The sequence below is a fragment of the Candidatus Enterococcus moelleringii genome (assembly GCF_017377575.1).
Lineage (GTDB): Bacteria > Bacillota > Bacilli > Lactobacillales > Enterococcaceae > Enterococcus_A > Enterococcus_A moelleringii.
This window is the reverse complement of the sequence record NZ_JAFREM010000030.1, coordinates 22,668-35,849: the sequence shown is the minus strand read 5'-3', so window position 1 is coordinate 35,849 and position 13,182 is coordinate 22,668. Positions and strand designations below refer to the sequence as shown.

The following is a 13,182-nucleotide window of genomic DNA, read 5'->3' as shown; positions in this document are numbered from 1 at the left end:
TTTTCACTTTTATATAAAGCAATTACTGTGCCAACTTTTTACTTGCACGGTGGTTGATATGATAAGGTTTCCAACTTACACACAAAAAAACTAGAATTACACACTGTGCAATTCTAGTTCAATACTATTATCCAACAAGGTTTTTACAATATAAGCTTTGTCATCTTCCGTCAGCTGTACCCCGAATTGTTCTTCAATCGGTTTCAACTGCAAAGTTACCTCGGCAAACATGGAAATGTTCTGTTGCCGATAGCCTTCCACTCCTTTAAAGGTCGGGCGCGGCAGGTCTTTTTTGATTTTATCTACCAAAAAGGAGATATGAATCATTAACCCCTGCAGCACATTGGTATCAATAATCAGCCCGCGGCTTTTGCGGATACGCTGAATCGCTTCTTCGGTTAAGAAAAATAATTCGTTCACCGCAATTTCCGGTGTAAAGTCCTGGGTTAAGGAATCCACCATTTCCGGCAGCGAAATTTTGGTTCCTAAGATATCTTGAAATTCTAAGATTTTCTGGCGATTGAAGAGATTCAATGCCGGGATAAAGGGAATTTGCTGGTAATGAATCTCCATCGTTCCGATAATCGCCGCGATCTCTTTAGTAGTAATCAGCTCATCAATCCGGTGCTTGAAGCTTTCTCTTTCCAGTGATTGCATCTGGATAATTTCAAACTCGTTAGCATCCACCAACTGGGAAACCACTTGATTCAAACGCTTAGAAACTCCTTCGCCGGTGAAGCAGGCAACGATAATGACCCGCTTACCATCCTTTTGCGTCGGCTCATCCAATGGGATCATGTTACTGAACATGGTCATCACACTGTGATAAATATCCTCCAGCGAACGACCTAGTGTAGCTAAACGCAGGCTTTCCAAAACCAGCATCGTGCTGGCCATGGAGATCACTCTGGTGCGAATGCCCATCTCATGAGAAATCAGATTGCCGAAATTATTAGGAGAACCCATGTCGGTTAATAGGATAATCCCTTCTGAAAACTGCTCCTTCTCGGCGGCAATGTAATTGCGAATCGTGCCATACAATTCTTCAGTCTTGACTGTCAACGGCATATTAAAAGCAATACCGTCTTTGGTTCCCAACAAATCCTGTGCCGTTTCCAGCATACTGGAGGCTGTGGATTTGCCGTGCATCACTACAATTACTGCTACCTGGCGTTCGTCCGGGTGTTTGTCTTCGCTGATTTCCATCGTTAGAAACATGGTAATAAAACCAATTTCGTCTAAGGGAATCATAATATTGTATTTTTCTTCAATGTGGCCCGACAGCTCAATTGCCAACTGAAATTCTTTGGAATACTTTTTGCGAATTTCGTTTAAGTTGGGGTGAGGAATAATTTGATCGGCTTTGATTCTTTCAATAGTAGAATTCAAATGCAGGGCAAAGGCAAAGCGCACCTTTTCATCATATTCCCGTTGTAATTTTTCGCCGGCAATCTCATACAATTCATTGGTCAACTGCCATAGATCATCGGGAATAATTTCCCGGTAGGCATTGGTATGGGACAGCTCTTCCACGTACGTCTCAAAATACTGATCCACATCATTGGAAATTAATTCTTCTAAATCGATTTCCGTCAGGTTTTCCTGATTCAAGGTATCCAGCTTGTAGGTAATGGAATGATAAACTTCCATGCTGGTGGCTGGGTCTTGGCCCCAGACAACTTCTTCGGTGCCCGGCTTGAAGCTCATGTACAAGTTCTTCTTATCTAAGAAGGGTCCCAGATCCGGCTGCTCCTTCATTCGCAACAGACCCTTTTGCACGTTAAGCGGCAAATCCTCTTCGGTAATCATCAGCTTGTCCTGATCTTGGGTGGTTTGATAATGTAAGAAAGCCTTGGCACAAACCAGCTTCAGATCCCGCTTCAGCTGACCGATGTTGCCTTCAGCGCTATATAATAAGAAGCCCAGCAAACTGCGCTTATCGATGGCGATTTCTTCCATCAAGCGGTTGGCTTCCTGCTGTAGAAATTCCTTAATAATCGCCAGGCGCTCATCCAAAGAACGTTCCGCCAAAGAAGGCAGCTCGATCTGCATAGGAATCCGACGGTTAAAAGTAGATAAAAAGGTCGAGCTGGTTTCGGTAGTGGCCCCAAGAATTTGAACGGAGGCTGTTTTTTCCTGGCTGTCGCCTAGAGGTCGGAAAATGCCTTTGTCAATGAAGGTAAAGAGCATCTCTTGGCCTTCCGGCGGCAAACGATGAATTTCATCTAAGAATAAAATTCCGCCATCGGCTTGCGCCATCAATCCGTCGCGACTTTCTTCGGCACCGGTAAAGGCGCCCCGCTTCACCCCAAAAATGTGTCCGTATAACAATTGAGGATTTTGCGCGTAATCGGCACAGTTAAAAGTAATAAAGGGTGCACTGGCATCTAACACACCAGAGGAAACGGCAAAGCGATACATGCATTCGGCAAACATCGTCTTCCCGGTTCCGGTTTCCCCAAAAATAATCGTATGCAACCCACGTGGGGGATATAAAATCGCTGCTTTTGACTTTTGAATCTGACTTTTCAGGGATTCTTCGCGGCCGATTAAGTTATCAAAGTTAATATGGTTCTCGGTTGTTTGCAGGACAAACTGGAATTTTACCGGCCGGCCGTCAATTTTTTTCACATAGCCATCCTTAGTTAGTTCGTTTAAATAACGACTGATGTTGGTTCGATCCATGGCCATCTTATCGGCTAATTCTTGCGCCGTCATTTCCTGCTTTTGTTGTTTCAAAAGGTCTAGCACTTCGTCTTTTCTTGATTTCAAATCCAGCACCTCCTGGCATGAAGTGGTATACACCAGTGCCTATTATACCGCTTTTTCTAGGGAATAACTAGGGGATTTCTAAATAAAAGAAATCGATTACAAGATTATTTTTGCAGAAAAAAGAACAGACACAATTGCCTGTTCTCACGTTTGCTATTTTTCTTCCATGGCTGCTTTCAACGCTTGAGCCAATGCACTTTCCTGCGGTTCAGCCTCTTGGTTGACCTTTTGCAGCAGGCGACGTTCTTCATGCTTAGTCATTTTTTTACTGCGTTCTTTTTTGTCCAGCATCTTTTCAGTGGTTCCGTCGTACTTGCAACGGAAGTAAGAACCCTTCTTGCCATCAATGATCTCCATTTTACGGTGACATTGCGGGCAGCGATGGTTGGAAACTTTTGGTTCCTTGCGGCGGCGGTAGTTACATTCGGTATTAGTACAGTTGTAAACCTTACCGTCGCGGGTGTTTTTCTCTCTTAATAAAGAACCGCATTCGGGACATTTCTTTTGGGTGATTGAGAAGTCTTGGTACTTTTGTTCGCTTTGTTTGACTTCTTGTACAAGTTTTTTTGTGTCTTCTTCAATTTCCTTCAAGAATTGCTTGCTGGAATAGCTGCCTTTGGCGATAGCTTCCAGTTGTTTTTCCCATTTTTCGGTTAATTCTGGTGTTACCAACGATGGATTGACTAGCTCCAGCAGCTGCTTGCCCTTTGGTGAGACCTGCAGACCGCTGTTGGTACGTTCCATCAATTCAGATTTGATCAGCTTTTCGATGATTTCCGCACGAGTGGCTGGTGTACCTAAGCTGTGTTTTTCCATTAAGCCTAAAAGCGTTCCTTCGTTAAGGGGTTTAGGCGGTGAGGTTAAGGCCTTTTCAATGGTAAAATCAGGGACAATCCGCTGATCTTTCTTCCATTGAATAGCTGGCTTCTCTTCTTCAGTTTTCTTCCAGCCGGCGACAAGTACCTTGCTTTGGCGGAAGGTAAAGGTTTCTTTGCCAAAAGCCACGGTTACTTTTTGTTGGCTTTCTTTATGGGCATCGGCAAACAGACCTAAAAAGCGGTTAACGATCATACCGTAAATTCGCTGTTCATCAGTAGACAGCTTCTCATAGCGTGGTCGCTGCTCAGTCGGGATCAAGGCATGGTGATCGGTTACCTTGCTGTCTTGGAATACCCGCTGCTGCTTCACTTGACCGCCATTTTTCAGATACAACTTCACTTCTGGTGCGAAATCACTGATGGCCTGCAAACGTTCCTTCATGGTCGACTTCATGTCGCTGGTTAAGTACTTGCTGTCGGTCCGCGGATAGGTCACAATTTTGTGGGTTTCATACAAGCTTTGGACAATCGACAGAGTTTTCTTAGCCGAGAATTGGTAGCGGGCATTGGCGTCCCGTTGTACTTCGGTTAAGTCGTAAGGCAATGGTGCTGGCTCTACTTTTTCCTTGTCGCTGACTTCAGTCACTGTGCCCTTTTGCTGGCTCAGTTCCTTCACTAGTGCTTCGGCTTTTTCCCGTTCGGTAATGCCGTAAGGATTTTTCTGGTTCAGCTTGGCCTTTTGTCCTTCTACTTGCAAGGAAACGACAAAATAGTTTTGCGGCCGGAATTTTTCGATTTTCTTTTCCTGTTGGCGGACCAATGACAAGGTTGGTGTCTGAACTCGGCCGGCAGAAAGACTATCTTCGTATTTTACCGTTAAGGCGCGGGTGACATTTAGGCCCACTAACCAGTCGGCTTTAGCCCGAGCCAAGGCTGAATAGTAAAGATTGTCGTATTCTTTGGCTGGCTTCAGCTTTTTAAAGCCGTCGTTAATGGCTTTGGGTGTCTGTGAAGAAATCCAAAGTCGTTTTACTGGTTTGTTGAATTTTACATACTCTAAAATCCAGCGGGCTACTAACTCCCCTTCACGTCCGGCATCGGTTGCGATGACGGCTTCAGAGATATCGCTGCGTTTAGCCAGCTGTTGGATCGTTTTTAATTGAGCTCTCGTTTTTGGCAAAGGCTTGATGCCGATGTGTTTTGGAATCATCGGCAAAGTCTCCATTTGCCAGCTTTGCCATTCTTTGTTTAAATCTTCCGGCATTTTTAGGCTCAATAAATGACCAAGGGCCCAAGTTACAATCACATTGGGTCCTTCAAAGTAATTTTTATGTTTTTGGTTCGCGTTAAGCACCTTGCTTAAATCTTTTGCAACACTTGGCTTTTCCGCTAGTATTAGTTGTTTCATAAGTTTCCTTTCTGCTTTCAACAGTAATGGCTTTATCGTCCATTAACAGGGCCAATCCCCAATACTGTTGAAGATAATCGTCGCATTCTTCACACCAACGCTCATCCTCTTCGTTCCAGAACGCACTTAAATAATTTTTCTTCGTGTTATGATATATAAAATCTTGAGAGAGAGCGTCCCAGCGCTCGTCAAAATATTTTTCAGCTTCTTCAAAGTTGTCAAACTGCTTCTCTTCGGTGATGTCCTCTTTCCAATCTTCAAAAAACCACCATGGTTCATTGTCACCATACATGGTAATAACCTGATACATTTACACCCCTTCTTTCCATTGACATCATACGGCATTCAGCTAAAATTTTTCAAGTGTTCTGTTTAGTGGAAGAATTTCTTCTTAAGTCTAACATATTATTTTTGCGTTTTTCTTAATTCTACTTTATCACAGTCAATTGGGATTTGATATTCTATTTTTTAGGTTTATAATGGAAATGTTTTGAAAACAAATGAAAGAAGGCAGAGTTATTTTGTCTGAACGAATCAAACAACGGCTCTTTCCGCCGAGACCTGCTTGGCAGAAGAATCTGATTGTGCTTTGGTTTGGTACCTTCATGGCGGGGATCGGCTTTAGTCTGGTGATGCCTTTTATGTCCTTGTACATAGATACCTTGGGTGATTATACTAGCCAAGAGCTGAATTTATGGAGCGGCGTCACCTTTTCTTCTACCTTTTTGATCACAGCAATCGTTTCGCCTTTGTGGGGACGTTTGGCTGACCAAAAGGGTCGGAAATTGATGTTGCTGCGGGCATCTTTAGGGATGGCTGTGGTTATCGGCTTGATGGGTCTGGTAACCAATGTCTATCAATTGATTGGCTTGCGGCTTTTGCAAGGTGTCTTTTCTGGGTATGTAAGTAATGCCACCGCTTTAGTTGCTACGGGAACGCCAAAGGAAAAAAGCGGTCAGGTGCTAGGAACTTTAGCCACTGGATCTGTAACCGGCAGCTTGCTGGGTCCTTTAGTTGGCGGAACAACGGCTTCCATCTTTGGGTATCGCTACACCTTTTTCATTACCAGCGCTATTCTCTTTTTGGTCTTTTTGCTGAGCGTCTTCTTCGTTCATGAAGAATTTACTCCAGTCGAGAAAAAGGATATGGTACCAGCTAAGCAAATCTTCCAAGAGCTGAAATATCCTCATTTGATTTTAGGAATGTTTTTGACCACCATGATCATTCAAGCTTCCAACAATTCCATCAGCCCGATTATCAGTTTGTATATACGGCAGCTGATGCATAATCACGGAAATGTAACCTTTGTCAGCGGAGTGATTGCTTCGATTCCCGGGATTGCTACCTTGATTGCGGCACCACGACTGGGACGCTTAGGAGATCGGATTGGTAGTGAGAAAATTTTAGCGATTGGCTTATTGTTTGCCATTGTAGTCTATCTGCCAATGGCGATCGTGCAAAATGTCTGGCAGTTGGCTTTCCTACGCTTTCTAGTAGGGATTTCCGATGCTTGTCTGTTGCCTGCCGTGCAAACCTTGATCACCAAATATTCTCCTCATCAAGCAGCCGGACGGATTTTCAGCTACAATCAATCCTTCCAAGCAGCCGGTAATGTGGTGGGACCCATGATCGGTTCTAGTGTGTCCTCTATTTTCGGATACCGAGGCGTTTTCTTGTCTACCTCGTTACTGGTACTGATCAACTACTTTTCAGTTCATCGCAATACCAAAGAGATTGCGACGGCGGAAGCTTTTCATCAGAAAAAAGAAGAAAGCATTGTCCACAAATAGGACAATGCTTTTTTATGCTTTCATTTTCTTGGCAAAGAAGAAGGCGCTGAACAGCCAGCAGCCGTAATACAGGCACATCACTAGGAAGGATTCACGGGAATCGAAATGATACGTGTACATTCCCACCGAAAGTCCCCCGGTGATGCAGCCAATTCCTACATATAAAAATTTAAAATCTCGATTCATCATTAAAATACTGTAGCCAGTAATAATTGCACAAAGTCCACATGCTACGACAACATATAAATCTGCATAGCTCATACCTGTCACTCCCTTTTTAATTAGTATATCTTAAAAATTGTTAATTAACTTCTTTATTTTTTGATAATCGTGCTTTCACAATGAAAAACAGCACACTAACTACCCAAAAAGCTACAAATAAGCCCTTACATGAAGCAGTATCTCTTTCCGCAAAGTGATGGTTGTAGCAAACAAAGGACACCATTGCTGCACACATGCCAAATAATATGTAAGAAAATTCCCGTTCCCGATAAAACAACAACCCACTATAAGTCGTAACTACCCCAAGCAACCCACACATTCCGACGACAAACAAATCGAATCCTGCCATGATTACCGCCTCCTTTTAACGGAAATTATAGCATATTTTAACCTTTTTATCATCTTAAGAATATAAAGGTTACTTTGATTCGTTCCGCTAACTGCTTATGAATCGGTGTCATTGACGAATGCGGAAGTGGTAAATTTCACTAAGCAACTTTTCTTATAAACAGTATATAACAGTGCATATCAGTTGTCAATCTGAACTACTTTTGACCGTCAACTTTTTACAATAAACAAGGCTTCGCAAACTCCCACAGCTTTGGAGCGACAAGACTAGTTTGTACAGCCGTCAAACTTTAAGGCAAAAAAAAGACCCCTTGAACGACCATCCGCTGAAAGACGATCATCCAAGGGGCTATTTTCGGAAAAAGGCATGTCCTGTTTTTATGCCTCATTTAAGTCAGAGTTACGCATGTCTATTAAACGTATTGCAATACAGTTGTTTCTTTATAAGCGTGATCGATTAGACCGCCGCCTAGGCATTCCATGCCATCGTAGAAAACTACGGCTTGACCTGGTGTGATTGCCCGGACAGGTTCGTCAAAAACGACCTTCGCACGGTTGCCGTCTTCCAAGTACACCGTTACGGGTACATCTTGTTGACGGTAACGGAATTTCGCAGTTGCGCGGAATTCTTTTGGCTTGTCTTCTGGAGTAGTAAAGTGAATTTCGCTGGCATCCAAGCTGGTTGCGTACAATGCTTCGTGATGAAAGCCTTGTCCAACGTACAAAGTGTTGGTGCTTAGATCTTTGCCCACGACAAACCATGGTTCTTGGGTCTTACCACCGCCGCCAATGCCAAGTCCTTGGCGTTGACCGATAGTGTAATACATTAAACCATCGTGTTGTCCTTTCACTTCACCATCTAAAGTCACCATGTTACCTTTTTTAGCAGGCAGATAGTTGCTCAAGAATTGTTTGAAGTTCTTTTCACCGATAAAGCAAACACCCGTTGAATCCTTCTTGTTGGCTGTGGCTAATCCAGCACGTTCAGCAATTGCCCGTACTTCAGATTTTTCCATACCGCCTAGAGGGAACATGGTTTTTGATAATTGCTCTTGTGATAATTGGCTCAAGAAGTAAGTTTGATCTTTGTTGTTGTCTACGCCGCGAAGCATATGAACAACGCCATTTTCATCTTTTTTAACTTGCGCATAGTGTCCGGTTGCCACATAATCTGCACCAAGATCCATTGCATAGTCTAAAAAGGCTTTGAATTTGATTTCTTTGTTGCACATTACGTCGGGGTTTGGTGTCCGGCCGGCACGATATTCTGCTAAGAAATATTCGAAAACGCGGTCCCAATATTCCTTCTCAAAATTGACAGAGTAATAAGGAATACCAATGTGGGCAGCGACTTTCGCTACATCCTTATAATCCTCGGTTGCGGTACACACACCGTTTTCGTCGGTGTCATCCCAATTCTTCATAAAAATCCCAACAACGTCATAGCCCTGCTCTTTTAGTAAAAGAGCTGTGACTGACGAATCCACGCCGCCGCTCATTCCCACGACAACTCTTGTGTTGCTGTTCGACACATGTATCACCATCATTTCAATCTAGATTCCGAAAACTCTACGATTTGAAGGTCGCAACTTTTCAGTAACACGTATTATACGATAGATTCTTCGATTTAGGGTGCAAAAACATCGAAACTTTAAATTTTCGTTAAACTCTTTTGATACCGACCGGTTTTTGAGCATTTGCTTTTTTGTATTAGTTGTATTAATATATATAATACAAAGGAGGCGTTGAACATGATTTTAGAAATTGATTCCCATTCGGATGAACCGATTTATCAGCAGCTGCGTAAGCAAATTATTATCGGTATTGCTAAGGGAGAACTGCAGCCCAACGAACAGTTGCCGACAGTTCGGCAGATTGCTGATGAGTTAGGGGTCAACGCCATGACCATCTCCAAGGGCTATCAGCTATTGAAGGAAGAAGGTTATTTGTTGACCGACCGGCGCAAAGGAACCTTGGTGGCTCCCCTGCCGGTAGAAAAAAAGACCGAGAAGGAAGCCGCCCTTACTTTACTTTTAGCCGAGCTGTATCTGGCTGGCACCAATGAAAAAGAAATTGAAGGAAAAATTAGCGATATTTTAACCAGCTTTCGGAAAGGAAGAGAAAAATGAATCTAATCATGTGGATAATTTTAGTTTCCTGCAACCTGATTTTGGCTTTTACTTTATCACTGGCCGCCGAGCCCCACAATCATGTGATCATTGAAAATACTTTTCCGCCATCTAAGCTGACTGATCCTCAGGTGACCGGCTTAGCTAAGGAATATCGCAGACGGCAATTTCAATTTGCTTTATTAGTTAGCGCTGTGGAAGCCGTGCTTTTACTGCCGATTAGGGATTTCTGGTTTATGCTGCTGTTTTTCATGATGTTGTTTTTGTCCATCGGCACAGCCTATTTCCTGCAAATTCGCTACATTCGCAAAATGCGGCAACTGATTGAGGACAATCACTGGCAGCTGGAGGAAGCACCAGTGCAAATTAATACCCAGCTGGTGTTAAAGAAAAACGAAAAGCTGGTTTCCTGGAAATGGTTTATCTTGGCTGTTTTGTTAAATGGTGGAATGTTCTTCTTGACCCGCTCTATATCAGGGAGCTTTCTGATCTTTTTAACGATTCTTTTGGTTGAAGCGTTGATGGTTTGGGGCTGGTACTTTGTTGGACGGCTGCCGGTACGGGCATTGACCAGCAATCAGGAGATTAATCGGCAGTACAATGATCTGACAAAATATTACTGGTCGTTTTTGATGGTTGTCGCAGGGGGTCTAATCCCGTTAATGGTTTATCTTCCGCTGCTTTCGATGGATCTTTGGCAAGATCAGTTTGCTTTATTGACGACTTTGGAGGTGGCTTTGCTGCTGTTTATCGTCATCTTTACTTTTGGTTGGCTGATGGCGCTTAGAGGTAAACAAGACAAGCTGTTGGCCCAGGCGGAGGATTTTCGTTATCAAGGAGACGATTATTATTGGCGCTACGGCATCTATTATAATCCCAATGATACCCGCTTTTTGGTGCCGGATCGCATCGGCTTGAATCTGACATTCAATATGGCGACTACTTCTGGGAAAGTCATGCTGGGAATCAGTGGAGTGATTTTGGTGGTTGCCATGATTACCAGCACGGTGCCGATGTACATTCTTGATTATCATCCTGATCCCTTTGTTTATAGCGTGGATAATCAGGAGGTCACGCTAGATGGTCCTTTTTTACGGGAACGTCAAATTCCCTTAGACGATATCCAGCAGGTTTCGTTAGTGGAAGAGCTGGGTCGCGGGGTGAAGACTAATGGCTTTGCGACCGATCAGTATGCGATGGGGAATTTTCGTTTAAGCGGTCGAGCTTCGGATTTGTTGGTAATAAAAGCCTCTCAATCGATTTTAAAGATCGAAACTTCTGACAGGGATTATTATTTTACCAGCAAGAAGCCGCAAGAAACCGAAGAAGCCTATCGGGAAATCGAGCAAGTATTAAAATAAATGCAAAAATAGCCGTTCATCCTTGGCATTTGGATAAACGGCTATTTTGCTTCTATTTCAATTTCGCAACTTCTTTGGCCTTCGCTTCAGCAATGATGTCGATCATGTTTTCTGAAAGAGGCGTACCAAATGGTAATTTGTCAGGCAGAAAATCCCGTTCGGGTGCATCGACACCAACATTAATATCCTCGGCAATCGGGATACTGTAATGGTGAATGTGCCCATGCAGATTCCGGATATTCAAGGTGGTGCCCAGAAGCATTGGATAATGGGTCATATAGTATTGGTGATGATTAAACTTCACGATCGCTCCCACGTCATGGAACTCAAACTTGGGCGTGCCATCTGGCATCATAGGATCGTTGTCAGCTAAGAAATTGAAAAAGGCCCGGGAATCGTGGTTGCCTTTAATGAAGACAATTTTCCCATTCAGCTGCAAAATCTGCTCCAAAATTTCTTGGTTGCCTTTTTCATATTTAGGATGCATCGCAACATCCCCTACATGATAAACGGTATCCTTTTCCTTTACGACAGCATTCCAGCTAGTGATGATCTGCTGGTTCATTTCTTCTACCGTATCAAATAAACGGGGCGCAAAATCATTGTCCCCTAAGAGGTTCTCATGAAAAAAATGGGTATCTCCGATAAAAAATTTCATTTTTCTTCACCTACAGTATGTCTAATGGTTGTTTGCCAACTGGTTTCGGGAAAGCATTGTTCAGCAACTGGCATTCCATCGGGGTCAGCTGAATCTCCATGGCTTGAAGATTGTCTAAGACGTGCTGAGCTTTGCCGGATTGCGGAATGGCGATGGTTTTGCCGTCGCGAATCACCCAAGCCAGTAAAATTTGGAAAATCGTTGCTTCGTGTGCCGCCGCGATTTCCTGCAGCAGAGGATTGTCTAGCAGCCCTCCGCCTAATGTATCGCCTTGGGCAATCGGTGAATAAGCAATCAGCGGCAGTCGATGTTCCCGCATCCATGGTAACAAATCATATTCTATGCCTCGACTGGCTAAATTGTAAAGTACTTGATTCGTTAAGCAGTCTTTTCCTTTAGGAATGCCGTACAAAGCCCGCATATCGCTAGTGTCAAAATTGGACACTCCCCATTGGCGAATCCAACCGGCTTGTTTTAAGCGCTCCAGCTCGCCGACAGTTTCCTCCAACGGAACCTTACCCGGCCAATGAAGCAAATACAAATCTAAATAATCGGTTTGTAAACGAGACAAGCTTTGCTCTAGTGAATACTGCAGATTCTCCTTATCGGCATGCCACGGATAAAATTTAGAAATTAAATACAATTGGTTTCGATCGTAGGGTGCAATCGCCTCGCCTACCAAACGTTCCGAGCGTCCATCCCCATACATTTCGGCTGTATCAATTACTTGAGCACCGGCCTCGATTCCCGCTTGCAATGCTTTGATTTCTTGTTGGCGCTTACCTAAATCGTCTCCCATATGCCAGGTCCCCAGACCAATTGGCGGCACCTTTTTTTGACCTAACTCTATTTTCATTTTCTCATCGCCTCACTTAATTTTTTAGGGTAAAAAAGGCTACGAGCTAGTTTAGCTGGTAACCTTGTCTTTCTAAAATAGCTTGATAACGCATTTTGATAATAGCAATAATCACTTCAAGCTGGGTTAAATCTTCAATTCGTTCGGGATTGAAATCCATGGTTCTGCGGAAGGAATTTCCAGTGTCGATTAAATGGAAAATGTGATCCCAATGCTGGAATTCTGACAGATTGTTTAAATTGCCGATTGGAAAGGCGGCTCCGTCGCAAATTTCCCATAACCGAAAAATTAGAAACGCGGTGTCTACTACCTGTCTTGTGCCTGAACGACGTTGACAATCGATTAAAACCTTGTCTGGCTGATAGGTCAGATACCAGTCCAAGAGCTTGAAGAAAGCCCGCCAGCGATAAGGTTCCTGGAACATCTTTTGCGTGTCCGGCATCTCGCGAAAAATCAGCGGGATTAAGTAATCCTGCTTATATTCCCAGCATGGCAGCAACTCAACGTAATAAGGTATGTATCGCGTAAAATAACTGTTGCCTTCATAAAAGGCGATTCTGTAATCTTCGACACCATACTTGTAAAATTCTCTGGCTAAATAAGCACAATCGTCTATTGCGATAGTGAGCCCTGACAAGTGCCGAAATTCCGAAATAATTTTATGATGCCCCATTGTCTGTATTTTTCGCCCCAATGTTCCACCTTCTTTTCCACTAAAGATAACTGTCTCTAGTGTACCATATTCTATTTCAAATGAAGCTTCAGAAGAACAAATAAAAACAATTTCTGCCAAAAAAGTTAGACAGAAATTGTTTTTCCC

12 protein-coding genes are annotated in these 13,182 nt (G+C 43.3%); 3 read left to right on the top strand and 9 right to left on the bottom strand.

Going from position 1 to position 13,182, the window contains the following annotated elements:
- Window positions 1–96: 96 nt before the first annotated feature.
- From JZO70_RS18415 to JZO70_RS18405, 3 genes are all read right to left on the bottom strand, one after another.
- Window positions 97–2,772, bottom strand: coding sequence for a sigma-54-dependent transcriptional regulator (locus JZO70_RS18415; RefSeq protein ID WP_207675149.1), 2,676 nt, complete (start codon window positions 2,770–2,772; stop codon window positions 97–99).
- Between the two features lie 153 nt (window positions 2,773–2,925).
- A complete protein-coding gene (locus tag JZO70_RS18410; RefSeq protein ID WP_207675148.1) occupies window positions 2,926–4,998 on the bottom strand; it encodes a DNA topoisomerase III in 2,073 nt (690 codons plus the stop codon).
- Window positions 4,937–5,308 (bottom strand): DUF1033 family protein, encoded by a 372-nt coding sequence (locus JZO70_RS18405; protein WP_207675147.1) that lies wholly within the window; start codon window positions 5,306–5,308, stop codon window positions 4,937–4,939. The genes JZO70_RS18410 and JZO70_RS18405 overlap by 62 nt, the downstream gene beginning before the upstream one ends.
- A gap of 211 nt (window positions 5,309–5,519) precedes the next feature.
- Here JZO70_RS18405 and JZO70_RS18400 point away from each other — a divergent pair, with 211 nt between their 5' ends.
- Window positions 5,520–6,788, top strand: coding sequence for a multidrug efflux MFS transporter (locus tag JZO70_RS18400; RefSeq protein ID WP_207675146.1), 1,269 nt, complete (start codon window positions 5,520–5,522; stop codon window positions 6,786–6,788).
- A gap of 12 nt (window positions 6,789–6,800) precedes the next feature.
- On the opposite strand, the gene JZO70_RS18395 is transcribed toward JZO70_RS18400, so the two are convergent.
- The 3 genes from JZO70_RS18395 to mnmA all read right to left on the bottom strand — a co-directional run bounded on the left by JZO70_RS18395 (window position 6,801) and on the right by mnmA (window position 8,902).
- Window positions 6,801–7,049: a hypothetical protein gene (locus JZO70_RS18395; RefSeq protein ID WP_207675145.1), complete on the bottom strand. Its 249-nt coding sequence runs from the start codon at window positions 7,047–7,049 to the stop codon at window positions 6,801–6,803.
- Window positions 7,050–7,089: 40 nt separating this feature from the next.
- On the bottom strand, window positions 7,090–7,359 hold the full coding sequence (locus tag JZO70_RS18390; RefSeq protein ID WP_207675144.1) for a hypothetical protein: 270 nt from the start codon (window positions 7,357–7,359) through the stop codon (window positions 7,090–7,092).
- A 412-nt stretch (window positions 7,360–7,771) separates the two neighbouring features.
- On the bottom strand, window positions 7,772–8,902 hold the full coding sequence (gene mnmA / locus JZO70_RS18385; protein WP_207675206.1) for a tRNA 2-thiouridine(34) synthase MnmA: 1,131 nt from the start codon (window positions 8,900–8,902) through the stop codon (window positions 7,772–7,774).
- Between the two features lie 207 nt (window positions 8,903–9,109).
- On the opposite strand from mnmA, the gene JZO70_RS18380 reads away from it, so the two are divergent.
- Together JZO70_RS18380 and JZO70_RS18375 are read left to right on the top strand one after the other, a co-directional pair.
- A complete protein-coding gene (locus tag JZO70_RS18380; RefSeq protein ID WP_207675143.1) occupies window positions 9,110–9,487 on the top strand; it encodes a GntR family transcriptional regulator in 378 nt (125 codons plus the stop codon).
- Window positions 9,484–10,848: a PH domain-containing protein gene (locus JZO70_RS18375; protein ID WP_207675142.1), complete on the top strand. Its 1,365-nt coding sequence runs from the start codon at window positions 9,484–9,486 to the stop codon at window positions 10,846–10,848. Before JZO70_RS18380 ends, JZO70_RS18375 begins: the two co-directional genes overlap by 4 nt.
- Window positions 10,849–10,900: 52 nt before the next feature.
- Here the strand turns inward: JZO70_RS18375 and JZO70_RS18370 are convergent, their stop codons facing one another.
- From JZO70_RS18370 to JZO70_RS18360, 3 genes are read right to left on the bottom strand one after another with little or no spacing between them, the layout of a single operon-like run.
- Window positions 10,901–11,506, bottom strand: coding sequence for a metallophosphoesterase (locus JZO70_RS18370; RefSeq protein WP_207675141.1), 606 nt, complete (start codon window positions 11,504–11,506; stop codon window positions 10,901–10,903).
- A gap of 10 nt (window positions 11,507–11,516) precedes the next feature.
- On the bottom strand, window positions 11,517–12,362 hold the full coding sequence (locus JZO70_RS18365) for an aldo/keto reductase (RefSeq protein WP_207675140.1): 846 nt from the start codon (window positions 12,360–12,362) through the stop codon (window positions 11,517–11,519).
- 46 nt (window positions 12,363–12,408) lie between these two features.
- On the bottom strand, window positions 12,409–13,056 hold the full coding sequence (locus JZO70_RS18360; protein WP_207675139.1) for a hypothetical protein: 648 nt from the start codon (window positions 13,054–13,056) through the stop codon (window positions 12,409–12,411).
- Window positions 13,057–13,182 lie beyond the last annotated feature (126 nt).